Source organism: Aliigemmobacter aestuarii (assembly GCF_004799285.1).
GTDB classification, from domain to species: domain Bacteria; phylum Pseudomonadota; class Alphaproteobacteria; order Rhodobacterales; family Rhodobacteraceae; genus Aliigemmobacter; species Aliigemmobacter aestuarii.
In genome coordinates this window covers 15097-40606 of record NZ_SSND01000001.1, presented here as the reverse complement: position 1 = coordinate 40606, position 25510 = coordinate 15097, and the positions used below count along the sequence as shown (strand labels likewise).

General features: G+C 66.3%; 21 protein-coding genes. 13 read left to right on the top strand and 8 right to left on the bottom strand.

What is annotated here, in order from left to right; genetic code table 11:
• Positions 1 to 60 precede the first annotated feature (60 nt).
• Entirely contained in the window at positions 61 to 1323 is a 1263-nt protein-coding gene (locus tag E7811_RS00180; protein WP_136392599.1) for a helix-turn-helix domain-containing protein, read from the top strand.
• 100 nt (positions 1324 to 1423) lie between these two features.
• Positions 1424 to 2557, top strand: a complete 1134-nt coding sequence (ispG, locus tag E7811_RS00175) for a flavodoxin-dependent (E)-4-hydroxy-3-methylbut-2-enyl-diphosphate synthase (protein ID WP_136392598.1) — start codon at positions 1424 to 1426, stop codon at positions 2555 to 2557.
• Positions 2558 to 2616: 59 nt separating this feature from the next.
• On the opposite strand, the gene E7811_RS00170 is transcribed toward ispG, so the two are convergent.
• On the bottom strand, positions 2617 to 2880 hold the full coding sequence (locus tag E7811_RS00170; protein ID WP_136392597.1) for a hypothetical protein: 264 nt from the start codon (positions 2878 to 2880) through the stop codon (positions 2617 to 2619).
• A gap of 117 nt (positions 2881 to 2997) precedes the next feature.
• A complete protein-coding gene (locus E7811_RS00165) occupies positions 2998 to 3750 on the bottom strand; it encodes a DsbA family protein (RefSeq protein ID WP_136392596.1) in 753 nt (250 codons plus the stop codon).
• 158 nt (positions 3751 to 3908) lie between these two features.
• Between E7811_RS00165 and E7811_RS00160 the strand changes: the two genes are divergently transcribed.
• From E7811_RS00160 to prfB, 4 genes are all read left to right on the top strand, one after another.
• The gene (locus E7811_RS00160; protein ID WP_136392595.1) at positions 3909 to 5060 is read left to right on the top strand and encodes a pyridoxal phosphate-dependent aminotransferase; all 1152 of its coding nucleotides are present in this window, start codon (positions 3909 to 3911) and stop codon (positions 5058 to 5060) included.
• A 58-nt stretch (positions 5061 to 5118) separates the two neighbouring features.
• Positions 5119 to 6318 carry an N-acetylmuramoyl-L-alanine amidase gene (locus E7811_RS00155; protein WP_136392594.1) on the top strand — a complete coding sequence of 400 codons (1200 nt, stop codon included), beginning with the start codon at positions 5119 to 5121 and terminating at the stop codon, positions 6316 to 6318.
• A gap of 133 nt (positions 6319 to 6451) precedes the next feature.
• Positions 6452 to 9007 (top strand): penicillin-binding protein 1A, encoded by a 2556-nt coding sequence (locus E7811_RS00150; protein ID WP_136392593.1) that lies wholly within the window; start codon positions 6452 to 6454, stop codon positions 9005 to 9007.
• 71 nt (positions 9008 to 9078) lie between these two features.
• Complete coding sequence (gene prfB, locus E7811_RS00145; RefSeq protein WP_136392592.1) at positions 9079 to 10206, top strand: peptide chain release factor 2; 1128 nt, start codon at positions 9079 to 9081, stop codon at positions 10204 to 10206.
• 18 nt (positions 10207 to 10224) lie between these two features.
• Here prfB and E7811_RS00140 read toward each other — a convergent pair whose 3' ends face one another.
• Positions 10225 to 11313, bottom strand: coding sequence for a glycosyltransferase family protein (locus E7811_RS00140; protein ID WP_136392591.1), 1089 nt, complete (start codon positions 11311 to 11313; stop codon positions 10225 to 10227).
• Between the two features lie 133 nt (positions 11314 to 11446).
• On the opposite strand from E7811_RS00140, the gene E7811_RS00135 reads away from it, so the two are divergent.
• Complete coding sequence (locus E7811_RS00135) at positions 11447 to 12220, top strand: DUF2189 domain-containing protein (protein ID WP_136392590.1); 774 nt, start codon at positions 11447 to 11449, stop codon at positions 12218 to 12220.
• A gap of 108 nt (positions 12221 to 12328) precedes the next feature.
• Here the strand turns inward: E7811_RS00135 and E7811_RS00130 are convergent, their stop codons facing one another.
• The 4 genes from E7811_RS00130 to E7811_RS00115 all read right to left on the bottom strand — a co-directional run bounded on the left by E7811_RS00130 (position 12329) and on the right by E7811_RS00115 (position 15765).
• On the bottom strand, positions 12329 to 12811 hold the full coding sequence (locus E7811_RS00130; RefSeq protein ID WP_136392589.1) for a bactofilin family protein: 483 nt from the start codon (positions 12809 to 12811) through the stop codon (positions 12329 to 12331).
• The gene (locus E7811_RS00125) at positions 12801 to 14141 is read right to left on the bottom strand and encodes a M23 family metallopeptidase (RefSeq protein WP_136392588.1); all 1341 of its coding nucleotides are present in this window, start codon (positions 14139 to 14141) and stop codon (positions 12801 to 12803) included. The genes E7811_RS00130 and E7811_RS00125 overlap by 11 nt, the downstream gene beginning before the upstream one ends.
• A gap of 246 nt (positions 14142 to 14387) precedes the next feature.
• The gene (locus E7811_RS00120; RefSeq protein ID WP_136392587.1) at positions 14388 to 15209 is read right to left on the bottom strand and encodes a ferritin-like domain-containing protein; all 822 of its coding nucleotides are present in this window, start codon (positions 15207 to 15209) and stop codon (positions 14388 to 14390) included.
• A gap of 94 nt (positions 15210 to 15303) precedes the next feature.
• The gene (locus E7811_RS00115; RefSeq protein WP_136392586.1) at positions 15304 to 15765 is read right to left on the bottom strand and encodes a peroxiredoxin; all 462 of its coding nucleotides are present in this window, start codon (positions 15763 to 15765) and stop codon (positions 15304 to 15306) included.
• Positions 15766 to 15921: 156 nt separating this feature from the next.
• Between E7811_RS00115 and E7811_RS00110 the strand changes: the two genes are divergently transcribed.
• The 6 genes from E7811_RS00110 to E7811_RS00085 all read left to right on the top strand — a co-directional run bounded on the left by E7811_RS00110 (position 15922) and on the right by E7811_RS00085 (position 25041).
• Positions 15922 to 19257: a hypothetical protein gene (locus tag E7811_RS00110; RefSeq protein ID WP_246020138.1), complete on the top strand. Its 3336-nt coding sequence runs from the start codon at positions 15922 to 15924 to the stop codon at positions 19255 to 19257.
• Complete coding sequence (gene queA, locus E7811_RS00105; RefSeq protein WP_136392585.1) at positions 19254 to 20312, top strand: tRNA preQ1(34) S-adenosylmethionine ribosyltransferase-isomerase QueA; 1059 nt, start codon at positions 19254 to 19256, stop codon at positions 20310 to 20312. Before E7811_RS00110 ends, queA begins: the two co-directional genes overlap by 4 nt.
• A gap of 115 nt (positions 20313 to 20427) precedes the next feature.
• Complete coding sequence (locus tag E7811_RS00100) at positions 20428 to 21657, top strand: MFS transporter (protein ID WP_136392584.1); 1230 nt, start codon at positions 20428 to 20430, stop codon at positions 21655 to 21657.
• 96 nt (positions 21658 to 21753) lie between these two features.
• The gene (locus E7811_RS00095; RefSeq protein ID WP_136392583.1) at positions 21754 to 22332 is read left to right on the top strand and encodes a DUF924 family protein; all 579 of its coding nucleotides are present in this window, start codon (positions 21754 to 21756) and stop codon (positions 22330 to 22332) included.
• A gap of 103 nt (positions 22333 to 22435) precedes the next feature.
• Positions 22436 to 23833 (top strand): dihydrolipoyl dehydrogenase, encoded by a 1398-nt coding sequence (lpdA, locus tag E7811_RS00090; protein ID WP_136392582.1) that lies wholly within the window; start codon positions 22436 to 22438, stop codon positions 23831 to 23833.
• 59 nt (positions 23834 to 23892) lie between these two features.
• Complete coding sequence (locus E7811_RS00085; RefSeq protein WP_136392581.1) at positions 23893 to 25041, top strand: MFS transporter; 1149 nt, start codon at positions 23893 to 23895, stop codon at positions 25039 to 25041.
• Here the strand turns inward: E7811_RS00085 and E7811_RS00080 are convergent.
• Positions 25023 to 25397: a rhodanese-like domain-containing protein gene (locus E7811_RS00080; protein WP_136392580.1), complete on the bottom strand. Its 375-nt coding sequence runs from the start codon at positions 25395 to 25397 to the stop codon at positions 25023 to 25025. The genes E7811_RS00085 and E7811_RS00080 overlap by 19 nt on opposite strands.
• Positions 25398 to 25510: the final 113 nt, after the last annotated feature.

Sequence of the window (25510 nt, the reverse complement as noted above, 5' to 3'; positions counted from 1 at the left end):
AACGTTGATGAGTCGTTACTTGAAGCGACTCGCGCGGTAACGGGGCAGGATGGGGCACGCATGATCTGGCGGAGGAACACTCCTTCCACCACGGATGAGGACAAGCCGAAGGGATTCGACGATTTCGAACTGCGTCTGGGGGACCTGATGCGGGGCGAACGGGCCACCCTTGGCAAGTCGCTTCTGGACGTGCAGCGGGAGCTGAAGATCAAGGCCACCTACATCGCCGCGATCGAGAACGCGGATGTATCGGCCTTCGAGACGCCCGGCTTCATCGCCGGTTATGTCCGGTCCTACGCGCGCTATCTGGGCATGAACCCGGACGAGGCGTTCCAGCGGTTCTGCCGCGAGGCGAATTTCGAGGTCGCGCATGGCATGTCGGCAGCCGCCAGCACCGCGTCGGTGACGGCACTGCGCAGCCGTGCGACGCTGTCCGAGGCACGCGATCCCTTTGCCGACCCGAACGCCAGCTTCATTCCCCGCAGCGAAAGCATCCTGTCGCGGATCGAGCCCGGCGCGGTCGGCTCTCTGGTGGTGCTGGTCGGCCTGATCGGCCTGATCGGCTATGGCGGCTGGTCGGTCCTGCAGGAGGTCCAGCGCGTCCAGCTGGCCCCGGTCGAACGTGCGCCCGCCGTCGTGGCCGAGATCGACCCGTTGCGCAACGTGGCCGTGGCCGATCCGCAAGGTGCGGCTGCCCCCGCCGATGCGCTGGTGACAGCCGAGGCCCCCGGCATGACGCCGGCGCCCGGCTCGGCCGAACTGATGAACCGGCTCTACCGCCCGCAGGCGCTGGATGTGCCGGTGCTTGTTTCGCGCGATGGTCCGATCGCCAGCATCGATCCGCGGCAGACCGGCACGCTGGCCCAGACCGCCGCCGCCGACACAACCGCAGGCGCGGTTCCGGGGCAGGCCGATGCAATGCCCGGCGAGCCGGCGCAACCGGGCCCGGTGGTCGTGGCTGCGGCGAAACCGGGGGTGGAGCTTTTGGCGGTGCGCCCCTCGTGGGTGCGCGTGTCGGCCGCCGACGGGACCGTGCTGTTCGAAAAGATCCTCGACGCCGGGGAACGCTACGAAGTGCCGATGATGGAACAGGCGGCCCAGCTTCGGTCGGGCAATGCCGGTTCGGTCTATTTCGTGGTGAACGGTGAAACCTACGGCCCTGCGGGCGACGGCCCCTCGGTCGTCAAGGGCGTGGCGCTGTCGGCGGATGCGCTGAAGCAAAGCTATGCGCTCGCCGATGTGACGGGCGATGCCGATCTCGCTGCGGCGGTGGCCGTGGCGCAGGCCGTGACGCCTGATGCCGGTGGCCTCGCGCAGGAGTGATCCTTTCCCGCGGAATTGAACCCAAGGGCGCCCCGGCAGCATTGCTCCGGGGCGTTTTCACGTCTATTTCTGGCGCGTCCGTTCGGGAAAGAGGCCGCACATGTCGCTGAACCACGTTCGCCCCTGGCGCAACATCTATCGCCGCAAGTCGCGTCAGATCATGGTGGGCAAGGTTGCCGTGGGCGGCGATGCGCCGATCTCGGTCCAGACGATGACGAACACCATCACCTCGGATGTCGCGGCCACCATCGAACAGGTCCAGCGCTGCGCCATCGCCGGGGCGGATATCGTCCGCATCTCGACGCCCGACGAGGACAGCACCCGCGCCCTGCGCGAGATCGTGGCCGAAAGCCCGGTGCCGATCGTGGCCGACATCCATTTCCACTACAAACGCGCGATCGAGGCGGCCGAGGCGGGCGCGGCCTGCCTGCGCATCAACCCCGGCAACATCGGGGATGAAAAGCGCGTGCGAGAGGTGATCCGGGCGGCGAAGGATTACGGCTGTTCCATCCGCATCGGGGTGAACGCCGGGAGCCTGGAAAAGCACCTGCTGGACAAGTACGGCGAACCCTGCCCGGATGCGATGGTGGAATCCGGCATGGATCACATCAAGATCCTGCAGGACAACGATTTCCACGAATTCAAAATCAGCGTGAAGGCCTCCGACGTGTTCCTCGCCGCCGCCGCCTATCAGCAGCTGGCAGAGGCGACCGATGCGCCGATCCACCTTGGCATCACCGAGGCCGGCGGCCTGATGTCGGGCACGGTGAAATCGGCCATCGGCCTTGGTAACCTGCTGTGGATGGGGATCGGCGACACGATCCGCGTGTCACTGTCCGCCGATCCGGTCGAAGAGGTGAAGGTCGGCTACGAGATCCTGAAATCGCTTGGCCTGCGGCATCGGGGGGTGACGATCATTTCCTGCCCGTCCTGCGCGCGCCAGGGGTTCGACGTGATCAAGACGGTGGCGGCGCTGGAGGATCGTCTGGCGCATGTCACCACCTCGATGAGCCTCAGCATCATCGGCTGCGTGGTGAACGGCCCGGGCGAGGCGCTGATGACCGATATCGGCTTCACCGGCGGCGGGGCCGGGTCGGGGATGGTCTATCTGGCGGGCAAGCAAAGCCACAAGATGACCAACGACCAGATGATCGACCATATCGTCGAACTGGTGGAACGGCGCGCGGCGGAAATCGACGCGGCCGAGCGGGAAAAGGCCGACCAGCCCGCCTGATGCTACGGCAGGCGAAACCGGGCGGGAACCGTCTCGCCGGGTTCGTGTCCGGTGTTCATTCAGGCGGTAACGACCGTCTGGAATGACTGGAAAATCAGATGTTTGCCAAGACCCTTGCTGCCGTTTCGGCGACCAGACTTTTGTTGTCTTGCGCCGCCTTCGGCCAGACGAGGGGGGTGGCCACGTGCCCTGATCCGAACCTGCGTGCCGCGCGACAGATCCATGCCGTCGGGGGCCGTCCGGATCGTCACCGCAATCCCGAAATCCACGACCGGACCCGAAAAACCCTGCATGTTCATCAGGGTGTTTGCTGCGATCTGCACCAATGCACCCTCTGGCCTGAAGGCTGCCCGGGCATCCCGGTCACGGGGCGTGGCGATGGCGGAAATTCGGCACCTGGGGGTGCCGAAAATTGATCGCGAATTTCGGAAATTCCGGTCTCAGCCGTCCTTGCGCTGGCCGTCGACGATCTGGCGCATCCCGTCCAGCGGCACGTAGCCGCGCACCATCGTCTTGTCGATCACGAAGGTGGGGGTGCCGTTGATCTGCAGGCGGCTTGCCAATGCGTGGTTCGCGTCGATGATCGCGGTCACTTCGGCCGCATCCGCCCGCGCCGCGATGGCCGCGCCGTCAAGGCCCAGATCGTTGGCGAGCGTCGTCAGGTTTTCCGCCGTCGCATTGCCCCTGAGCGCGATCAGCGCGTCATGCATCTTCTTGTAGGCCTCGTCACCCGCCACGAGCCGCGTTGCGATGGCAAACCGGGACGAGATCACCGATTCCTCGCCGAGGATCGGGAATTCCTTCAGCACGAACCGGATGTTGCCGTCCGAGGCCACCAGTTCGGCCACCTCGTCATGCGCCTTGCGGCAATAGCCGCAGCGGTAGTCGACGAATTCCACCAGCGTGACGTCACCGTCGAGGTTGCCGCCGACCCAGGAATTCGGATCGTTCATGATCTCGTCGCGATTGGTTTCCAGAAGCGCCAGATCGTTTTCCATCGCCTCTTGCTGCTGGCGCTGTTCCAGAACGCCGATCGCCTCCATCAGCACCTCGGGGTTTTCCAGAAGATAGGCGCGCACGGCCTCGCCGAAGGCAGCCTTGTCCGTATCGGTCATCGCGGCGGGGTCGAAGGCATGGGCGGGCAGGGCAAGGCCGAACGCCAGGGCGGTGCTTGCAAGGAAGCTGCGGGTCATCATCACTCCGTTTCCGGCGGATGGCCCGCCTTCTAAGTCCGTCATTCATGCGTCCGGCGTACACTGCCCGCAAGGCGACCCGTCTGGCAAGCAGGTCGTTGGGTTCTTGACGTCGCAGGGGGGACGCGCCAGTTTCGCGCGACCATAACGGGGGCAACATGCGGCTTTCAAGACGCGGGGACGTCGATCCCTTCATTGTGATGGATGTGATGGAGGCCGCGCGTGCGGCCGAGGCCGCGGGCCGCCACATCATCCACATGGAAGTCGGCCAGCCCGGCACGCCGGCACCCGCAGGCGCCCGCGCGGCCCTTGCCCGCGCAATGGAGGCGGGGCCGCTTGGCTATACCGTGGCGCTTGGCCTGCCCGAACTGCGCGCGGGCATCGCGGCCCTCTACCGGCGCTGGTACGGCGTCGACCTGAACCCCGACCGGGTGATCGTGACTTCGGGTTCCTCGGCGGCCTTCCTGTTGGCCTTCACCGCGCTGTTCGACGCGGGCGACCGGGTGGCCTTGGGCGAACCCGGTTATCCCAGCTATCGCCAGATCCTGCGCGCGCTGTCGCTGGAACCGGTGGGCATTCCCACGCGCGATGAAAACCGCCTGCAGCCGGTGCCGTCGGATCTGGAGGGCGTCGAAATGCAGGGGCTGATCGTGGCCAGCCCGGGCAACCCGTCGGGCACGATGCTGTCGCATCGGGCGCTGGCGGCGCTGATGGACCACGCGCGCGGGCGCGGCATCAGCTTTGTCTCGGACGAGATCTATCACGGGCTGCATTACGGCGACCGCGCCGTTTCGGCGCTGGAGATCGGCGACGATGCCTATGTGATCAACTCCTTCTCGAAATACTTCAGCATGACGGGATGGCGCGTCGGCTGGATGGTGGTCCCCGAGGATCACATCCGCACCGTCGAACGCCTGGCGCAGAACATGTTCATCTGCCCGCCGCACGCCAGCCAGATCGCCGCGCTGGCCGCGCTGGACTGCATCGACGAACTTGAGGCGAACCGCGCCACCTATGCCGAAAACCGGCGCCTGATGCTGGACGGGCTGCCAACGGCGGGCTTCACCCGGATCGCGCCGCCCGACGGTGCCTTCTACATCTATGCAGATGTGTCGGACCTGACCGACAATTCACTGGCCTTCGCATCCGAGATCCTTGACCGGGCCGGTGTCGCGGTCACGCCGGGGCTGGATTTCGACCCAAGGCGGGGCGCGCGCACCCTGCGGTTTTCCTATGCGCGGGCCACCGCCGACATCGCCGAGGGCCTGAGCCGCCTTCAGGCTTTCATGGCGGACCGGTCCGACAAGTGATTGGACAAACCGCGCCGTCTTGGCGATAGTCCGGCCAATCAAGACCAAGAGGCAGGCGGTGCGGTTCTTTCTGGCGATCTGGGCGGTATGCCTCTGGGCGGCGGCAGTGTCCGCACAGGATCTTTCGGCTCTGGCCCGGTTCGATCCGTCCCGGTCCTTCGTCTCGGATGAGGGGCGGGGGATCGCCGCAGAATTCGCCCTGTCGCAGCCGGTGCCGTGGCGGGTCCGGGTGCTGGACAATCCCCCCCGGCTGATCCTCGACGTGCGCGAGGTGGACTGGACCGGCATCGGCACGCTGCGCCGCGGGGATCGCGTCGCCGACCTGCGTGCCGGTGTCTTCCGCAGCGGCTGGTCGCGTCTGGTGGTCGAGATGAACGCCCCCTATCTGGTCGGCGAGGCCGCGATGGACACCGGGGACCGGGGCGCGGTGATCCGGCTCAGGCTTGATCCCGCCGAGGCCGGGGACTTTGCCGCGAAGGCCGCGCTGCCCGAACCGCCCGGCTGGGCGCTGCCCGAACCGTCCCGCATCGCCACGCCCCCGGCGCGCAGCGGCAACCGCCTGATGGTGGTGCTTGATCCGGGGCATGGGGGTCTTGATCCGGGGGCCGAAAACGGCCCGCACCGCGAAGCGCATCTGATGCTGACCTTCGCGCGCGAGTTCAAGGAACTCTTGCAGCGCGACGGACGCTTCGACGTGGTGATGACGCGCGAGGAAGATGTTTTCGTGCCGCTGGAAACGCGGATATCCATCGCCCGGGCCGTGCAGGCGGATGTGTTCCTGTCGCTGCATGCCGACGCGCTGGCCGAGGGGCAGGCGGTGGGGGCCACGATCTATTCGCTGGCCGACGAGGCATCGGACGCGGCATCGGCCGCGCTGGCCGAACGGCATGACCGCGACGACCTTCTGGCCGGGGTGGACCTGACGGGGCAGGACGATCTGGTGGCGCGGGTGCTGCTGGACATGGCGCGCACCGAAACCCGGCCCCGGATCGACCGGCTGGCCATGTCGCTGGAAGGCGCGATCAAGGCCGAGGGTCTGAAGATGCATCGCCGCCCCCGGCAAGAGGCCGGGTTTTCCGTGCTGAAATCCCCCGATATTCCGTCGGTCCTGGTGGAACTGGGGTTCATGTCGTCGGATCGCGATCTGGAACGCCTGATCGATCCCGAATGGCGCGCGCGGATGGCCGCTGCGCTGCGAGACGGGATCGCCCGTTGGGCCGCCGAGGATGCGGCGCTGGCCGGGCTTGTGCGCCGATAGGCGGGGGCTTGCCCATTGGCCGCGCAAGGGGGCGGAAATGCCCTTTTTTCCCGCCTATCTCGCCCCCATGTGTTTTGACTTGGAACCCGGCACCCGTATATAGAGGCGCCATCACCAAAAGGGGGCATCGCGCTTGGTCAGGTTCGTCGGTTCGTTCTTCGGGGGCATCTTCACGGCCATCACGCTTGGCCTGCTGTTTGGCGCCCTGTCGATCGGCGCGATCTTCTACATGTATTCGCATGACCTGCCGAGCCACGAAAGCCTGTCGCAATACGCCCCACCCACGATCAGCCGGATCTATTCGGGCGAAGGCCGGATCATCGACGAATTCGCGCAGGAACGCCGCCTGTTCGTCCCGATCGAGGATGTGCCCGAGCTGGTGAAACAGGCCTTCGTCGCGGCCGAGGACCAGAATTTCTATACCCACAAGGGATATGACCCGCGCGGCATGCTGGCGGCCTTCATCGATGCGGTGAAATCGCGCGGACAGAACGTGCGCGGCGCCTCGACGATCACCCAGCAGGTGATGAAGAACTTCCTTCTGTCGTCGGACCGCACGGGCGAACGGAAGATCAAGGAAATCATCCTGGCCAGCCGGATCGAAAAGACCCTGTCAAAGGACAAGATCCTTGAGCTTTACCTCAACGAGATCTTCCTTGGGCAGAACTCCTTTGGCGTGGCCGCCGCGGCGCAGACCTACTTCAACAAGGCGCTGGTCGAACTGACGCCGGGCGAGGCGGCCTATCTGGCGACCCTGCCCAAGGCGCCGTCCGACCTGCATCCGGTGCGCAACAAGGACCGCGCGCTGGAACGCCGGGCCTATGTGCTTAACCGCATGGTCGAGGATGGCTACATCACCCGCGAGGTGGCCGAGGCCGAAAAGGCGCAACCGCTGAAGACAGTGCAGAACGGCGATTACCCCGCCTTCCGGTCGGCCCTGCCGCCGCGCGACTATTTCACCGACGAAATCCGCCGCCAGCTTTCGGGCAGCTTCGGGGAAGAGGAATTCTTTACCGGCGGGCTGACCATTCGCGCGACGGTCGATCCTGAACTGCAATCTGCCGCGGCCCGCGCGCTGCAGCAGGGTCTGGAACGCTATGACCGCGGGCGCGGCGTCTGGCGCGGCACGGGCAAGACGATCCCCGCCGATCAGCTGTCGGGCGAGGCGACCTGGCGCGAGGCGCTGGCCTCGGTCGAGGTGCCGCGCGATGTCGAGGGCTGGTATCCCGCCGTGGTGCTGGAACTGGGCGAAAACGCCGCGCGGATCGGCATCGAGGGTGTCGAGGAAGACGCGGACGGCCATTTCATCCCCGCCGAGGATGTGACCTGGGCGCGCAAGCGCCTGGCCGACGGCAAGCTGGGCCGCAAGGCCACCCGCGCGGCCGATCTGGTCGAGGTGGGCGATGTGGTCCTGGTTCGCGCCGTGACGAACGAGGACGGCAGCTTCAAGCGCTGGTCGCTGCGCCAGGTGCCCGAGGTGCAGGGCGCCTTCATGGCGATGGACGTGAATTCGGGTCGCGTGCTGGCGATGCAGGGGGGCTTTTCCTATCAGGCCTCGGTTTTCAACCGCACCACGCAGGCAACGCGCCAGCCGGGTTCGTCCTTCAAGCCCTTCGTCTATGCCGCCGCGCTGGACAGCGGTTTCACGCCGGCCACCATCGTCGTCGACGCCCCGATCGAGGTGAACACGCCGCAGGGCCTGTGGCGGCCCAAGAACGCCTCGAACAAGTTTTACGGCCCCACGCCGCTGCGCACCGGGATCGAACAGTCGCGCAACCTGATGACCGTGCGGATCGCCGAGGAAATCGGGATGGAAACCGTGGCGGGCTATGCCGAACGGTTTGGCGTCTACGACCGGATGAAGCCGTTCCTGGCCAACTCGCTTGGTTCGCAGGAAAGCACGCTGTTCAAGATGGTCGCGGCCTATGCGATGTTCGCCAACGGCGGCGAGCGGGTGGAACCCACGCTGGTGGACCGGGTGCAGGACCGCTTTGGCAAGACGATCTATCGGCACGATCAGCGCCAGTGCCAGGAATGTACCGCGCCAACGCTGGCGCGCGGCGAGGCTCCGCGCATCGTGTCGAACCGCGAACGCGTCATGGATGCCATCACCGCCTATCAGCTGACCTCGATGATGGAAGGCGTGATCGAACGTGGCACCGCGCGGGGCATCAACCTGCCGGTGCCGATCGCGGGCAAGACCGGCACGACGAACGATGCCAAGGACGTGTGGTTCATCGGCTATTCGTCGAACATCGCGGCAGGCTGCTACATCGGCTATGACCAGCCCCGGACCCTGGGCAGCAGCGCATCGGGCGGCGGGTTCTGCGGGCCGGTGTTCGAGAATTTCATGAAGACCGCGATCCGCAAGTATGGCGGATCGAAGTTCCGCGTGCCGCCGGGCGGCTATTTCGTGAAGATCGACCGCTTCACCGGTGCGCGCCTTCCCGACAATGCCAGCGGACCGAACGTCGTGGCCGAATACTTCCGCGAGGGCGAAGACCCGATCTTCGGTATCGGCGCGCTGGTCGATGGCGGCTTTGCGATGGGGGCGAACCTGCCGCTCTTTGCCTATGGCGAAACCGAAGGGGGGGGCGCTGCGCAGGCCGTGACCACCGCCACCGGCAAGACCAAGGTCATTCCCAAGAAGGCCGATTTCGGCACGCTGAGTTCGGGCGGGCTTTACTGAGCCCGCCTTGCCCCACGCGGCCGAAGCGGGTATGACCCGCGCCTGAATACAGATCCCGAGGATACCGAACGATGCGCGCCGAGACGCAGAACCATGTCGAAGCGATCCGGAAATCGCTGAAACTTCTGGCACAGCGGATGGATTGGGAAACCGCTCCGCACCGGCTTGAGGAATTCAACGCGATGATCGAGGCGCCGGACCTGTGGAACGATCCGGCCAAGGCGCAGAAACTGATGCGCGAACGTCAGGCGCTGCTGGATGCCGTATCCACCTACAAGCTGATCGACAGCGGGCTGCGCGACAATGTCGAACTGATCGAACTGGGCGAGGCCGAGGGCGATGACGAGGTCGTGGCAGATGCCGAGGCGGCGCTGAAATCGCTGGTGGACCTGGCCGCGCAGAAAGAGCTAGAGGCGCTTCTGGACGGCGAGGCCGACAGCAACGACACCTTCCTTGAAATCAACGCCGGCGCAGGCGGCACGGAAAGCTGCGACTGGGCCAGCATGCTGGCGCGGATGTACACCCGTTGGGCCGAAAAGAAGGGATACAAGGTCGAACTTCAGGCCATCTCGGAAGGTGAAGAGGCGGGCATAAAGTCGGTCAGCTACAAGATTTCGGGCCATAACGCCTATGGCTGGCTGAAATCGGAATCGGGCGTGCACCGGCTGGTGCGCATCTCGCCCTATGACAGCGCGGCGCGGCGGCACACGTCGTTCTCGTCGGTCTGGGTCTATCCGGTGGTTGACGACAACATCGAGATCGAGATCCCCGCAAGCGACATCCGCATCGACACATACCGGTCGTCCGGCGCGGGCGGTCAGCACGTGAACACCACCGACTCGGCGGTCAGGATCACCCACCTGCCGACGAACATCGTCGTGACCAGCTCGATGAAATCGCAGCACCAGAACCGCGAGGCGGCGATGAACGCGCTGAAGGCGCGGCTTTATCAGCTGGAGCTTGATCGGCGCAACGCCGCGATCAACGCGCAGCACGAGGCCAAGGGCGAGGCGGGCTGGGGCAACCAGATCCGGTCCTACGTCCTGCAACCCTACCAGATGGTGAAGGACCTGCGCACCGGCGTGGAAACCAGCGATACCCAAGGCGTGCTGGACGGCGATCTGGATCGGTTCATGGCGGCGACGCTTGCGATGGACGTGGCAGGCAAAAGCAGGGCCGAGGCCACCGCCGCCGACTGATCGGGCCGCCCTCGGGCGTCAGTCGCGGAACAGACGGTCGGTCCACCCGGCCTCCTGCGCCAGACGGAAGTTCAGTGCGCAGGCCTGGCGCCTTGCGTCCGGTGACAGGCCGCGAAGCCGCGTGCCTATGCCGCCCCCGTCCTCGTCGGCGATCAGGAAAGTCGCGAACCGGTCTTCGGCCAGGATCGTGGGCAGTGGCGGGGCCGCGATCATCATTCCGTAACTCTGAAACAGTTTCAGCGCGCCCGATGTCAGGATGCGGTCATAGGACAGCAGCCCCAGATTGTGGGACAGGCAAAGGTCGTGCAGTTCGGTATCGCTGACCTTCCGCAAAAGGACATTGGCACCGGTCTCGTCGGCCAGTTCTGCAATCCGGTTGCCGATGGCGGCGCTGAAGGGCCGGCCCGCGATGGTGACCGGAACGCCCGCGCCGCGCAGGTCCCGGACCATTCGGCACAGGCGGTCGATCCCCTTGTAAGGCCTGAGCGTTCCCAGAAACAGCGCGCGCGGCCCGTCGCGGTCCATCCCCGCCAGCCGATCAGGCAGGGAAAAGGGCCCGTAATGGCCGATGTAATGGCCATGCGGCACGATCCGGATGCGCCCTTCGCGCAGGGGCAAGTGGGACAGTTCTGCCCGGTGGCTGGCGTCATGCAGGTGCAACCGGTCGGCGTGTCGCGCCAGAAAGCGGCGCAGCCGCAGGTCCTGTCCCGTGAACCTTGGCTCGTGCGGCGCGATGTTGTGGATCGTCCATAGAACGAACCCCCCGGCCGCCTGGAACCGGCGAAGCCCGGCGATGAAATCATCGACCCGGGCGGCGGCCTCGGCCGGGGTGTGCAGATCGCGGAACAGTGCATTCAGCCAGTGGATGTGGAAGATCATGCGCGTTGCCGGACGGCAGGCCAGCGCCGTCTCCAGATCACCGGGGGTGACCGTGAAGCCTGCCGCGATGCAGGGTGCATACATCAGGCGCTGATAGGGATTGTCGCCGGTGTAATCGGGGTAGAACACGATTTGGTCACGCCGCTGGCGGGCATCGCGCGAAAAGATCGCGCGCCCACGCTCAAGCCCCGAACGAAGGGCCCTCCAGATCGGGCGTCGCAATGTCATGCGGACCTGCCTTTCAGCTTCCCGTCCGGTTTGCCTGCTTCGACAGGAAACGACAAGGCCGGCGCCGCGAAAAACCATTTGGCGAAGCGTTCCAGTGCATTCTAGTCTTTCCCCCGGCAGAGGGAGGAATGCCATGAGTGATGTGACGACCACGGCTTCGGTCGTGCCGGAGCCCAACGAATTGACGCTTTCCGATCTGACCGCCGTGCTGAAGGCGGGCTGGCAGGATTTCCGCCGCGCGCCGATTTACGGCCTGTTCTTCAGCGCGGTCTATGTCCTTGGCGGCTGGCTCATCGTCTGGGCGGTCAGCGCCAAGGGACAGCTGTGGTGGACGCTGCCCGCCAGCGCGGGCTTTCCCATCCTCGGCCCCTTCATCGCCTGCGGGTTCTACGAAATCAGCCGCAGGCTGGAAGCGGGCGAAAGCCTGGACAACCCCGGCATCCTGACAGTGATCTTCCGCCAGAAGGATCGCCAGATCCCGTCGATGGCGGCCGTGATCGTGGTGTTCTTCCTGTTCTGGAACTTCCTCGCGCACATGATCTTTGCGCTGTTCATGGGCACGAAGGTGCTGACCAACATCAGCTCGTCCTTCGAGGTCTTCCTGACCCCCTCGGGCCTGACCATGCTGGCGGTCGGCACGGCTGTCGGTGCGGTCTTTGCGGGCGTGCTGTTTTCGCTGACCGTGATCAGCCTGCCGCTGCTGCTGCACCGCGAAGTGGATTTCGTGACCGCAATGATCACCAGTTTCCGCACCGTGACGGCCAACCCTGTCACCATGATGATCTGGGGGGCGATCATCGCGGTTCTGCTGTTTGCCGGGATGGCGCTGTGGTTTCTGGGGCTGTTCATCGTGCTGCCGGTCCTCGGCCATGCCACATGGCACCTGTATCGCCGGGCGCTGGACTGAACGCAGGACGGACGTGACCGCAAGACTTAAGTGACCGCAGGCCTGACAAACAAAAAAGGGCGCCCGCATCGGGCGCCCTTTTTCGTATCATGTTGCCGGCTTCCGGCCTTATTCGGCCTTCGCGGCGGCGGCTGCGGTCTTGGTGCCCGACAGCGGGTCATCCTGACGCTGCACCGAGCCTTCGAAATGCGCGCCGCTTTCGATGGCGATGGTCTTGTGGATGATGTCGCCTTCGACCCGCGCGGTCGAGGTCAAGCGCACCTTGAGGCCACGGACGCGACCGATCACGCGGCCGTTGACCACGATGTCATCGGCCACGATCTCGCCCCGGATGGTGGCGGTTTCGCCCACGGTCAGCAGATGGGCGCGGATGTCGCCCTCCACGGTGCCTTCCACCTGGATGTCGCCCGTCGTCTTCAGGTTGCCGACAACCGTCAGGTCCGACGACAGGACCGACGCCGCGGGCTTGGCCTTCGGCGCCGAAGCGGTGAAATCCATTGCAGGCTTGGCGGCCGGGGCGTCGGGGGCCTTGGCCTTGTCTGCCTCTGCCTGTTTCGGACCGGGTTCGTTGATTCTGCTTTTAGAAAACATTGCTGGCTGCCCTGATGAAGGTCATCGGATTGACGGGGTTGCCCCCGATGCGGACCTCGTAGTGAAGATGTGTGCCGGTGGACCGGCCCGAATTGCCCATATCACCGATCCGGTCGCCGCGCGATACCCTTTGTCCCTCGCTGACGCGGATTTGCGACAGATGGGCGTAAAGCGTTTCGATCCCGAAATCGTGGCGGATCTTGACCATCCGGCCATAGCCGTTGCCCCAGCCCGCCTCGACCACGACGCCATCGGCGGTGGCGTGGATCGGCGTGCCATAGGCGCCGGCGAAATCCAGCCCCGAATGCATCCGGGTGCCCGCGCCCTTGGGATCGCGGCGATAGCCGAAGCCCGAGGTGAAACGGTAGCTGCCGCGCACCGGATTGGCGAAGGGCGACTTAACCGCCGCCAGACGGTAGAGGTTCATGTGATCCAGCCCCTTGAGGATCGCATTGGCGCGGATCTCGTCCGGGGTCAGCTTGCCGCCCATCGACGAGGCGGAGAAGGGCAGAAGCGGGCCGCCCTGGCCCGAATAGCCCCGGCGCACCTGGTTCAGCAGATCGTCGGGTGACATGCCGGCGGCGCGGAACATGTTGTCGAGCGGTTCCATCGACACGGTGACCGCCTCTTCCAGCCGGGCGAAGATCGCGTCGTTCTTCAGTTCCAGTTGCCGCTTTTCATCGGCGATGGCCTTGGCATCCTCGCGCGCCTTTTCGGCGTTCGCCTCCATCGCGTCGCGTTCCTCGGCGGTTTCGGCAAGCGCCGAGGTGACGATGTCGAGCGTTGCCATCGCCTCGCGGGCGCGGCCCTCACCAGTCCGGGTGCTGCCGGTCTGTTCCGACAGCGCCAGCGTGATGCGGTCAACCTCGGCGCGGGCTTCGTCGCGTTCCTTGATCGTGCGGCGCAGGGTGTTCTGGATCACGTCGATGCCGGTCTCAAGCTCCTTGCGGCGGTCTTCCGAGGCCAGCAGCGCCTCCTGCATTTCCGACACCTGCTGCAGCGCAAGGTTGAACCGTTCCTGGGCGCGCACCGCCTCTTCGGCGCGCAGGTCGCGGTCGGTCGAAAGCGCGTTCAGGCGCGATTCATACATCGTCTGCTGGCGGGCGGCCTGATCGCGACCCGAACCGGCGGAAATCGAATCCAGAAGCAGGACCGAGGTGGCGATCGTCGTCCAGGTCAGAAGCGCCGCACCCACCGCAAGCGCGATGGCCTGCGTCATCGGACGGAGGCGGACAAAGCGGGTGCCCTGATCGGATTTCAGATAAAGCCGCTGCTCGGGCAAAGTCCGCTCAAGCGTCGAATTGATCCGGTAGGCCAGTTTGGTCAGCAAGGGTCTGTTTACCTTCGTCTGTCAGACGGCGGGCCGAAGGGCGCGTCGTGCCCCGATAAAAGGGGACCCCGGTGAAAGGGGCGGTGCCGTCTGGTCTCATCCCGCTGACTGATTAGCCACGGGGGCAGGGTGTGGCAACAAAATTGACCAGTTTCCCCGGCTTCATCCGTAGCGCTCCGGAATTTCGGCAGAATCCTGCCGATCGGCCCCGTGCCGCAGGGTCGGGTGCGGCGGGGTTTGGGGCGGTCAGTCCCCGGTCTCCCACTCTTCGGCCAGCGGCCAGTAGAAATCCGGCGGAAGGCCCGCCTCGGCCCGCTTTTCTTCGTTGAACGGGGGCTTCAGCGCGCCGTGGAAATACTTGCGCACAAGGCCGTGGAAGACCTCCTTCGGGTCAAGCCCGTCGCGCCCGCACAGCCAGTTGAACCATTTCGAGCCATAGGCGACATGGCCCACTTCCTCGGCATAGATCACCGACAGCGCGTCAAGCGCCTGCGTCTCGCCCGCCTTGCGGAAGATGTCGATCATGCCCGGCGTCACGTCCAGACCGCGCGCCTCTAGCACCATGGGCACCACGGCAAGCCGCCCCAGCATGTCTTCGGCGGTGTCTTCGGCCGCGCGCCACATCCCGGCATGCGCGGGAAGCGCGCCGTAATGGCTTCCCATCGCTTCAAGGCAGTCGCAGATCATGTTGAAATGCTTGCACTCTTCATCAGCGGCCTTGATCCAGTCGTCATAGAAACCCAGGGGCATGGGCACGTCGGCAAAGCGCGCAACGATGTCGAAATGCAGGTCCACGGCATTGAGTTCGATATGCGCGACCGCATGCAGCAGCGCGATGCGCCCCTGCGGGCTGCCGGGTCTGCGGCGGGGCACCTCGCGCGGGGGCAGAAGTTCGGGCCTTTCGGGTCGTGCGGGGCGCAGGGGCGGGGCGGCACGCCCGATGGGCAGCGGATCGCCCGCCGCGCGTGCGGCGAACCACGCCGCCGCATGGGCGCGGCCAAGCGCGGTCTTGGCGCGCCCGTCGGCGGTTGTCAGCACTTCGACCGCCCGTTCAGCAAGGCTTTGCATCGCGTCGGTTCCTTCCCTTGTCGCGTCCCTGGCTACGAAAAGGCCGATCCCCCGCGGGGACCGGCCCGTTCATCCGCCGTTCCCGCGCGGGATATCAGAGCGCCCGCGCCGCCTCCAGCACCTCGTCAGCATGGCCCTTGACCGATACCTTGCGCCAGATGCGCGCGATCCGGCCCTCGCCGTCGATCAGGAAAGTCGACCGGTCGATGCCCATGTAGGTCTTGCCATACATGCTTTTCTCGACCCAGACGCCGTAATCCTCGCAGGTGTGGCCCGCCTCGTCGGAAGCCAGCGCAATGCCAAGCCCGTGCTTCTTGCAGAACTTGTCATGCGCCTTCACGCTGTCCTTGGAAATCCCGATGACGGTCGTTCCGGCGGCGGCGAAATCGGCGGCGCGGGCGGTGAAATCCAGCGCCTCGGTGGTGCAGCCGGGCGTGTCGTCCTTGGGGTAGAAATACAGCACCACCTTGCCCGGGCGATGCGCCGAAAGGGTGATGTCGCCGCCGCCGTCGCGGGGCAGGGTGAAATCGGGTGCGAGATCGCCTTGGTCGGGCATGGGCAACTCCTTGCTTGGGGCGCGGCCACAGGCGGGCCGCGGGCCGGTTGACCCTTGGTGTTTTAGTTGCCTTCAGGCAAAGATAAAGGCAAGCGCGGCAAAGAAGCGGGCCCGAAGAATGGCCGGAACAAGGGCAAGGCAGGCGGATCGCCCCGGATGACCGAGGAGACGGACAAGATCGACGCGGCCGGATCGGCCGACGCCGCGCAGGCGGCAGCCACCCCGCAACCAGCGGGGCGGCGGCGGCGGCGCGGGCGCTTCGGCCTGTGGCTGCTGGCGTCGGTCCTCTTGATCGTGTCCGTTCTGGGGTTCGCGGTGATGGGGCTTACCGGTAAGACCATCCGCCTTCCGGTCTGGGCCGTGGCCGAGGCCGAGGCGCGCATCAACCGCGGCCTGGACATGGGCGGCCGGGTGCAGGTGTCGCTTGGCGGCGCGGACATCCGCGTGGATGGCGACTGGGTGCCCCGCCTCAGGCTCGAGGACGTGCGGCTTCTGCAGGGGGGCACCTCGCTTCTGACCCTGCCCGAGGCGCGCATCGCCTTCGATCCGGGGGCGGTCACCGAAGGCAAGATCCGCGTCCGCAGGTTGCAGCTTGTCGGCGCGCAGGCGGTTTTGCGACGCGATGCCGATGGCCGGTTCGATCTTGAACTGGGCGGGGGCGCGGCGGCCGGGAATGTCGACAGCCTCGCCGCGCTGCTGGATCAGGTGGATGCGGTCTTTGCCATGCCCGCCCTGTCGCACCTTCGCCGGATCGAGGCCGAGGCGCTGACGCTGACGCTGCGCGACGACCGCGCGGGCCGGGTCTGGGAAATGGGTGACGGCCGCTTTGCACTGGACAACGAAGACGACCGGCTGAGCATGGAGCTTGGCGTGTCGCTGGTGGCAGGTGGCGAGGCACCGGCGCAGGCCACGCTGACCTTCGTCAGCGAAAAGGGCAGTACGGCGGCGCGGATCAATGCGACGGTGAACGGGGTGGCTGCCCGTGACCTGGCCACGCAGGCGGCCCCTCTGGCCTTCCTGTCGGTGCTGGATGCGCCGCTGTCGGGCCGCCTTTCGGCGGGGATCGACACCGGGGGCAGCGTGGCCTCTCTCGATGGCGCGCTGGAAATCGCGGCGGGATCGCTGAAACCCACCGATGACACCAATCCGCTGGGGTTCGAACGCGCGGCGCTGCAATTCGCCTATGACCCGCAGGCCGAACGGATCGACTTTTCCGAGATCGCCATCGACAGCCCGTCGCTGAGGCTTGCGGCATCGGGCCGGGTCTATGTGCCGGGGATCGCGTCGGGCATTGCCAACGAATTCATCGCGCAGGTTTCCGTCGGTCAGCTTCTGGTCGACCAGGAGGGCGTCTTTGCCGAGCCTGTGCGCTTTTCGCAAGGTGCGGCCGATCTCAGGCTGCGGCTCAATCCGTTCTCGCTGGATATCGGTCAGGTCGCGCTGGTCGAGGAAGGTCGGCACCTGCATGCGCGCGGGCGGGCGACTGCCGAGGCCGAAGGATGGGCGCTGTCGCTTGACCTGGGGCTGAACCGGATAGGGCACGACAACCTTTTGGCGCTCTGGCCGGTGCGGATCGTGCCGCGCACCCGCGCCTGGCTGGTCGAGAACGTGCAGGAGGGCGAGCTGTTCGACGTGAAGGCCAGCCTGCGGATCCATCCCGAGCGGGCGCCGCGCCTGTCGCTTGTCTACGAATTCGCCGATGCGGATGTGCGTTTTCTCAAGACGCTGCCGCCGATCCGGCGCGGGCATGGCTATGCCACGATCGAGGGGCAGGCCTATACGATGGTGCTGGACCGCGGGCAGGTCACGCCCGAAAAGGGCGGCACGATCCGGATGGCCGGGTCGGTCTTTTCGGTGCCCGACGTCACCCGGCGCCCGGCCATCGCCGACATCCGGCTGAAGACCGACAGCACGATCACGGCGGCACTGTCGCTGCTGGACGAACCCCCCTTCAACTTCATGACCAAGGCAGGCCGCCCGGTGGATCTGGCCGAAGGTCGCGCCCGGATCGACACCCGGATCAAGGTGCCCCTGATCCCGAAGGTGCAGATCGGCGACGTGACCTATGATGTCGCGGGCGAGCTTACCGGGGTCACGTCCTCGGTCCTGGTTCCGGGCCGCGTCCTGCGGGCGGATCGTCTGACGCTGACGGCAGATCGCGAGGGGATGACGATCGCGGGCCCCGGTCGGATTGGCGAGGTGGCCTTCGATGCGGCATACCGGCAGGGATTCACCCCCGACCAGAAGGGGCGGTCCAGGGTGAACGGCACGGTCGAGCTTTCGCAGGCCACGATCCGCGAATTCAACATCGGCCTGCCCGAGGGCATGGCAGAGGGCCGGGGGCGCGGCAGTTTCGACATCGGCCTTGTCCGGGACGAGGCGCCCCGCCTGCTGCTGACCTCGGACCTGCGCGGCCTTGCGGTGGCGATCCCCGCGCTTGGCTGGAGAAAGCCCGCCGAGGCCGCCGGGCGGCTGGAGGTCGCGGCCCGGCTGGGCAAGACGCCTGCCGTCGACCGGATCGAGATCGAGGGCGCAGGGCTTTCGGCGCGAGGCAGCATCAGCCTTGCCGAAGGCGGCGGCCTGCGCGCGGCGACCTTCGATCGCGTGCGCTATGGCGGCTGGCTTGATGCGCCCGTGACCCTGACCGGGCGCGGCGCGGGCCGCCCCCCCGCCATCGCCGTGGCCGGCGGGACGATCGACCTTGGGCGCATGGTCCTTGGCAGCGGCGGGACGGGGCAGGGGGGCGGCGCGCCGATCAGCGTGCAGCTTGACAGCCTGACCGTCAGCGAAGGCATCTCGCTGACCGGGTTCCGGGGCGAATTCGGATCGTCCGGGGGCTTCAACGGGCGCTTCACGGCACGGGTGAACGGCGTGGGCCAGATCGCGGGAACGGTCGTGCCCGCGCCCAACGGCAGCGCCGTTCGGATCACGTCGGAGGATGCGGGGCGGGTCATGGCCTCGGCCGGGCTTTTTGCCAATGCGCGCGGCGGGACGCTTCAATTGCAGCTGGTGCCGACGGGCGGCAAGGGGCGCTATGCCGGAACCGCCTCGGTCCGCAACCTGCGGGTCATCAACGCGCCGGTGCTGGCCGAACTGCTTTCGGCCATCAGCGTGATCGGCATTCTCGAACAGTTGAACGGCGCAGGGCTGGTCTTTGGCGAGGCCGAGGCCGAGTTCCGCTTGACGCCCGACCTGATCGAGGTCACCAGAGGCTCCGCCGTGGGGGCCTCGCTGGGGGTGTCGATGGCCGGAATCTACGAAACACAGGGCAAGCGGCTGGACATGCGGGGCGTCATTTCGCCGATCTACATGCTGAACGGGATCGGGGCGGTCCTGACCCGGCGGGGCGAGGGGCTGTTCGGCTTCAACTATCGCCTGCATGGCACGTCAGAGCGGCCGCGGGTCGAGGTGAACCCGCTGTCGATCCTGACCCCGGGCATGTTCCGCGAAATCTTCCGCACCGCCCCGCCGACCGCCGGAGCAGGCAATTGAAGCTGAGCGATTTCGATTTCGACCTGCCCGAGGCGCTGATCGCCACGCGGCCCGCACGTCCGCGCACCTCGGCGCGGCTCTTGCTGGCCGAGGGCGACCGGTTCACCGACCTGCATGTGCGCGATCTGGTGGATGTCTTCCGCAAGGGCGACCTGCTGGTCCTGAACAACACCCGCGTGATCCCGGCGCGGCTGACCGGGCAGCGGACGCGCCAGACCGGGCAAGGGCCTGTCACCGCGAAGGTCGAGATCACGCTGCTGGAGGCCGCCGCGGCGGGCGGCTGGCGGGCTTTGGCCAAACCCCTGCGCAAGCTCGATGCGGGCGAGCTGATCCGCTTTTCCGATGCGCTTTCAGCCACTGTCGCGGAAAAGGGCGATACCGACCTGCGGCTGGAGTTCAACCTGACGGGCGAGGATTTCGACGCAGCCTTGGCCGAGGCCGGCGCGATGCCGTTGCCGCCCTATATCGCCGCGCGCCGCGCACCCGACGAACAGGACCGCGACGATTACCAGACGGTGTTTGCCCGCCATGCCGGGGCCGTCGCCGCCCCCACCGCCAGCCTGCATTTCGACGAGGCGCTGCTGCGCGCGCTGGCCGACAAGGGCGTGGAATTCGCCGAGGTCACGCTGCATGTGGGTGCGGGCACCTTCCTGCCGGTCAAGGTCGAGGACGTGACCACCCACCGGATGCACGCCGAATGGGGCGAGGTCACGCCCGAGGCCGCCGCCGCCATCGCCGCCGCGAAGGCGCGCGGCGGGCGGGTCATCCCTGTTGGCACCACCGCGCTGCGCCTGATCGAGACGGCGGCGCGCGACGGCCAGATCGCGCCCTGGCGGGGGGATACCGACATTTTCATCTACCCCGGCTTCCGTTTCCACGTCACCGATGCGCTGATGACGAACTTCCACCTGCCGAAATCGACGCTACTGATGCTGGTGTCGGCACTGATGGGCAAGGACCGGATCGACCGCATCTATGCCCATGCCGTCGCTTCGGGGTATCGTTTCTTCAGCTATGGCGATGCCTCGCTTCTGATTCCCGAAAGCGGCAGGTGATGTCGCTTTTCCCTGTTCCCCGTCGCGCCGGGGGGCGTTTCCCTGGCGTTCCTCGCCGACACTGCGACCTGGAGGCCGGGCGACCGGACCGCCGGGCAACCGAAAGACCGCTGCCATGCTGATCGTTCTGCGCAACTCCTGGGCCCTGCTTCTGGGTCTGATGCTTCTGATGCTGGGCAACGGCATGCAGGGCACGCTTCTGGGCATCCGGGGCGGGATCGAGGAATTCACGACGCTGCAGATGTCGGTGGTCATGTCGTCCTATTTCCTCGGCTTCCTGTTCGGGTCGCGCATGGTGCCCGAGATGATCCGCCGCGTGGGCCATGTGCGGGTTTTCGCCGCGCTCGGGTCGATGATCTCGGCGGTGCTGATCGCCTATGCCGCCGCGCCCGACTGGATCGCCTGGTCCGTGATGCGCGTGCTGATCGGCTTTTCCTTCTCGGGCGTCTACATCGCCGCCGAAAGCTGGCTGAACGCGGCCTCGACGAACGAAACCCGCGGGCAGGCCATGTCGCTTTACCTGATCGTGCAGATGATCGGGATCATCGCGGCGCAGGCTCTTTTGAACGTCGGCGATCCGTCGGGCTACATCCTGTTCGTGATCCCGTCGATCCTGGTGTCGCTGGCCTTCACGCCGATCCTTCTGTCGGTCAGCCCCGCCCCCTCGTTCGAGACGACAAAGCGGTTGAGCATCCTCAGCCTGTTCCGCGCCTCGCCCCTGGGATGCGTGGGCATGTTCCTTCTGGGCGGGGTGTTTTCGGCGCAGTTTGGCATGGCCTCGGTCTGGGGCACGCAGGCGGGGCTGTCGATCCGCGACATCTCGATCTTCGTCGCTGGGATCTATGTGGGCGGGCTTGTCGCGCAATACCCGATCGGCTGGCTGTCGGACCGGATGGACCGCCGCCAGCTTGTGCTGTGGCTGTCGGCCTTCGGGGCGGTCGTGCTGATGGTGCCTGTGGTGTGGAATGTGCCCTTCATGCTGCTTCTGGCCGTGGGCGCGATTGCCGGGGGCATCTCGAACCCGCTCTATTCGCTGCTGGTCGCCTATGTGAACGACTACATGGACAAGTCGAACATGGCGGCGGCATCGGCCGGACTTCTTTTCATCAACGGGCTGGGGGCGATCACCGGGCCCGTCATCACCGGCTGGGTGATGGCACAGGTCGGGCCTTCGGGCTTCTTCCTGTTCATGGCCATCCTGTTCGCGGCGCTGGCGATCTATACGGTCTGGCGGATGGGCCGCCGCCGCCAGACGCCCGACGTCTCGGGCGGCTTTGCGCCGCTGACGCCATCGGTCACGGCGGTTGGGGTCGAGGCCGCGCTGGAAACCCGTCAGAACGATTGATTGCACCCTGCGTCCTTTCCTGTCACGCTGACCGGAAAGGACGGCGGAACAGGGCGCCGTGGATCCCGCTACGGCCCTGACGTGAAAGGATTGTGCATGTCGGACCCGGTCGAGGTTCTGGATTTCTGGCTGGGTGAGGTCGGCCCCGAAGGCTGGTATGCGGGGGGCGACGATCTTGACGCGCTGATCCGCGACCGGTTCGCCGATCTTTGGCAGGCGGCTCATGACGGCGGGCTTAACCACTGGGTTGACAGAACCGTGGGCACGCTGGCCTTCCTGATCCTGACGGACCAGTTTCCGCGCAACATGTGGCGCGGTTCGGATCGCGCCTTCGCGACCGATCCCCTGGCCCGCGCCGCCGCGCGCCGCGCGGTGGCCGAAGGCTGGGACATGGGCGCACCTGAACCGGAACGGCAGTTCTTCTATCTGCCCTTCGAACATTCCGAGGATATGGACGACCAGGCCACCGCGGTGGACCTGATCGGCGCGCGGATGCCCGAGACCGGCGCCGAAACCCTGCTGCATGCCCGTGCCCATGCCGAAATCATCCGCCGCTTTGGCCGGTTTCCGTTTCGCAATGCAGCGCTCGGGCGCGAGACGACCGCCGCCGAAAAGGACTTCATGGAACAAGGCGGCTATGCGACTGTGGTCAACGGCCTGCGGGAGACAGGCTGACCAAACAGCCATGCGCCCCGTGCATGGCCCTGCGGCGGTGGGTGAATTGCTCGCCCGGAAAAAATAGTTTAAGGGCAAACTAAATTCTCTGGAGGAGGGAAGGATGTCTGCGAAAGCCTTTGATGTGATCGTGATCGGTGCAGGGCCGGGGGGCTATGTCGCCGCGATCCGGGCCGCCCAGTTGGGCAAGAACGTCTGTATCGTCGAACGCGAACATCTGGGCGGCATCTGCCTGAATTGGGGCTGCATCCCGACCAAGGCGCTGTTGCGTTCGGCCGAGGTGTTCCACCTGATGCACCGCGCCAAGGAATTCGGCCTGAAGGTCGAGGGCGCGTCCTATGATCTTGACGCGGTGGTCGCACGCTCGCGCGCCGTGGCCAAACAGCTTTCGGGCGGCATCGGCCATCTGATGAAGAAGAACAAGGTCAGCGTCGTGATGGGCGCGGCGACCATCCCCGCCAAGGGCCGCGTGTCGGTGAAGACCGACAAGGGGGTGGAGGAACTGACCGCCCCCGCGATCGTTCTGGCCACCGGGGCACGGGCGCGCGAATTGCCGGGGCTCGAGGCCGACGGCGATCTGGTCTGGACCTACAAGCACGCGCTGCAACCCAAACGCATGCCGAAGAAACTGCTGGTCATCGGCTCGGGCGCGATCGGGATCGAATTCGCCTCGTTCTTCAACACGCTTGGCGCCGATGTCACGGTCTGCGAGGTGATGGACCGCGTCCTGCCCGTGGAAGACGCGGAAATCAGCGCCTTTGCGAAAAAGCAGTTCGTCAAGCAGGGGATGAAGATCCTTGAAAAGACGACGGTGAAAAAGCTGGACCGCAAGCCGGGCGTGGGTGTGACCGCGCATCTGGAATCGAACGGCAAGACCGAAACCGCCGAATTCGACACGGTGATTTCCGCCGTGGGCATCGTTGGCAATGTCGAGGGGCTGGGACTTGAGGCGCTTGGCGTGAAGATCGACCGCACCCATGTGGTGACGGATGAATATTGCCGCACCGGGGTCGAGGGGCTTTATGCCATCGGCGACATTGCCGGCGCGCCGTGGCTTGCGCACAAGGCATCCCATGAAGGCGTGATGGTGGCCGAACTGATCGCGGGCGGGCATCCGCACCCGATCAAGCCGAACTCCATCGCAGGCTGCACCTATTGCCATCCGCAGGTGGCCTCGGTCGGGCTGACCGAGGCGAAGGCGAAGGAAGCGGGCCATGACGTGAAGGTGGGCCGCTTCCCCTTCATCGGCAACGGCAAGGCGATCGCGCTTGGCGAATCCGAAGGCATGATCAAGACCGTCTTCGATGCGAAGACCGGCGAATTGCTGGGCGCGCATATGGTGGGCGCCGAGGTGACGGAACTGATCCAGGGCTATGTCGTCGGCCGCAGCCTTGAAACCACCGAGGAAGACCTGATGAACACCGTCTTCCCGCATCCGACCCTGTCCGAGATGATGCACGAGGCGGTGCTGGATGCCTATGGCCGCGCGCTTCACATCTGACGGCGGCGGGGGGGCGCACCCCGCACCCCCCGCGGCCTTCGGGCCAAGATGAACGGCCGATGCGAAACCTTCTGACCATTTTCGCCGTCTGGGCCGCGGGCCTTGGCGCCGCGGCACAATTCGGCAAGATCTCGGTCGCCTTCGCTGAACTGGGCGCGGCCTATGCCGGGCAGTCGGCGGTGATGATCGGGCTGATGGTGTCGGTCGTGGGCACGGTCGGGCTGATCTTCGGCACGACCGCCGGGCTGGTGGTCGCCCGTGTCGGGGCGCGGCGTGCGATGCTGGCGGCGCTGGTCCTGGGGGCTGCGGTCAGCGCGGTGCAGGCGCTGCTGCCACCCTTTCCGGTGATGATGGCGACGCGGGTTCTGGAAGGTGTCTCGCATCTGGCGATCGTCGTCGTCGGGCCCGTGGCGATTGCCGAGGCGGCGGGGACGCGGTGGCAGGGGGCCGCGATGACGCTGTGGTCGTCCTTCTTTGGCGTCACCTACGCGTTTCTGTTCTGGATCGGCCCCTGGGTGCTGGCGGCGGGGCCGGGGCCGCTGTTCCTTGGTCATGCGCTGTGGATGCTGGCGATTGCGGCGGTCTTGTCCTTGCTGATGCCGCGCGTGGCGGTTCGGGCGGTGCCGCCGGGCGCGGGCGTTCTGGCGCAGCATGCGCAGATCTATGCCTCGCCCTGGCTGGCCGCGCCGGCGATGGGTTTCGTCTGCTATACCGTGACCTATGTCGCGATCCTGACGCTGCTTCCGCCCGCGCTGTCCCTGCCCTGGGTGGGCGTGGCGATGCCGCTGGTGTCGATCGCGGTTTCGCTGACGCTGGGTGTCTGGCTTCTGGGGGTGATGCCCGCGGTGCGGCTGGTGCAGGCGGGGTTCGCGGTGGCGGTCCTGGCGGGCATCGGCTTTGCCCTTGGCGAGGGCGTGCCGCGCCTTGCGGCGGCGCTGGTCATCGCGGCGGCGCTTGGCGTGGTTCAGGGGGCCAGCTTTGCCGCGCTGGCGCAACTGAACCCCGCCCCCGAGGATCGCGCCCGCGCCGCGGGGGCCATTGCGCAACTGGGCAACCTTGGCACCGTGACCGGCACGCCGATGCTGGCGCTGATCATGGAAAAGGCCGGGATGACCGGCCTTTCGCTGTTCGTCCTGGGGTTTTCCGGGCTGGGGATCGTGATCCACGCCTGGCAGGAGGCGCGGCGCCGTCAGGCGCGTTCGATCTGACCGCCCGCGGCATGCCAATCATAGAGGCCGCCAAGGTTGTAGACCTCGGCATAACCCATCTTGGCCAGCATCCCCGCCGCCATCTGGCTGCGCGCACCCGACGCACAGTAAAGCGCGACCGGCTTTTCGACCGACAGGGCCGACAGGCATTCCGGGCTGTTCGGGTCGCAGCGGGTGGCCAGCATCATCAGGGGCACATGCAGCGCCCCCTTGGCCTTGCCGCTGGATTTCAGTTCGGAAATGTCGCGCACGTCGATCACCGTAAGCTCGCCCGAGGCGGCGCGTGCCACGGCGTCCTTCGGGTCGATGCGGCCTGCGCCGGCGTTGCGGGAAGCGGGGTTGAGGAAACCGAACATGAAGGCTGCTCCGGATGGGGAATGGTTTTCCTCCAGATGGCATGTCCCGCGCGCCAATCAAGGCCCGCGGGATAAAAAATATTCAAAAAGTGGAATGTGATGCGCCGCCGCAA

What these genes read in the sequence shown, in the direction of transcription:
- E7811_RS00130 (WP_136392589.1), bottom strand. Translation starts at nt 12,811, where the DNA reads ATGTTTTCTAAAAGCAGAATCAACGAACCCGGTCCGAAACAGGCAGAG.
- E7811_RS00080 (WP_136392580.1), bottom strand. Translation starts at nt 25,397, where the DNA reads ATGTTCGGTTTCCTCAACCCCGCTTCCCGCAACGCCGGCGCAGGCCGC.
- prfB (WP_136392592.1), top strand. Translation starts at nt 9,079, where the DNA reads ATGCGCGCCGAGACGCAGAACCATGTCGAAGCGATCCGGAAATCGCTG.
- E7811_RS00160 (WP_136392595.1), top strand. Translation starts at nt 3,909, where the DNA reads ATGCGGCTTTCAAGACGCGGGGACGTCGATCCCTTCATTGTGATGGAT.
- lpdA (WP_136392582.1), top strand. Translation starts at nt 22,436, where the DNA reads ATGTCTGCGAAAGCCTTTGATGTGATCGTGATCGGTGCAGGGCCGGGG.
- E7811_RS00120 (WP_136392587.1), bottom strand. Translation starts at nt 15,209, where the DNA reads ATGCAAAGCCTTGCTGAACGGGCGGTCGAAGTGCTGACAACCGCCGAC.
- E7811_RS00100 (WP_136392584.1), top strand. Translation starts at nt 20,428, where the DNA reads ATGCTGATCGTTCTGCGCAACTCCTGGGCCCTGCTTCTGGGTCTGATG.
- E7811_RS00165 (WP_136392596.1), bottom strand. Translation starts at nt 3,750, where the DNA reads ATGACCCGCAGCTTCCTTGCAAGCACCGCCCTGGCGTTCGGCCTTGCC.
- E7811_RS00115 (WP_136392586.1), bottom strand. Translation starts at nt 15,765, where the DNA reads ATGCCCGACCAAGGCGATCTCGCACCCGATTTCACCCTGCCCCGCGAC.
- ispG (WP_136392598.1), top strand. Translation starts at nt 1,424, where the DNA reads ATGTCGCTGAACCACGTTCGCCCCTGGCGCAACATCTATCGCCGCAAG.
- E7811_RS00110 (WP_246020138.1), top strand. Translation starts at nt 15,922, where the DNA reads ATGACCGAGGAGACGGACAAGATCGACGCGGCCGGATCGGCCGACGCC.
- E7811_RS00140 (WP_136392591.1), bottom strand. Translation starts at nt 11,313, where the DNA reads ATGACATTGCGACGCCCGATCTGGAGGGCCCTTCGTTCGGGGCTTGAG.
- E7811_RS00085 (WP_136392581.1), top strand. Translation starts at nt 23,893, where the DNA reads ATGCGAAACCTTCTGACCATTTTCGCCGTCTGGGCCGCGGGCCTTGGC.
- E7811_RS00095 (WP_136392583.1), top strand. Translation starts at nt 21,754, where the DNA reads ATGTCGGACCCGGTCGAGGTTCTGGATTTCTGGCTGGGTGAGGTCGGC.
- E7811_RS00135 (WP_136392590.1), top strand. Translation starts at nt 11,447, where the DNA reads ATGAGTGATGTGACGACCACGGCTTCGGTCGTGCCGGAGCCCAACGAA.
- E7811_RS00180 (WP_136392599.1), top strand. Translation starts at nt 61, where the DNA reads ATGATCTGGCGGAGGAACACTCCTTCCACCACGGATGAGGACAAGCCG.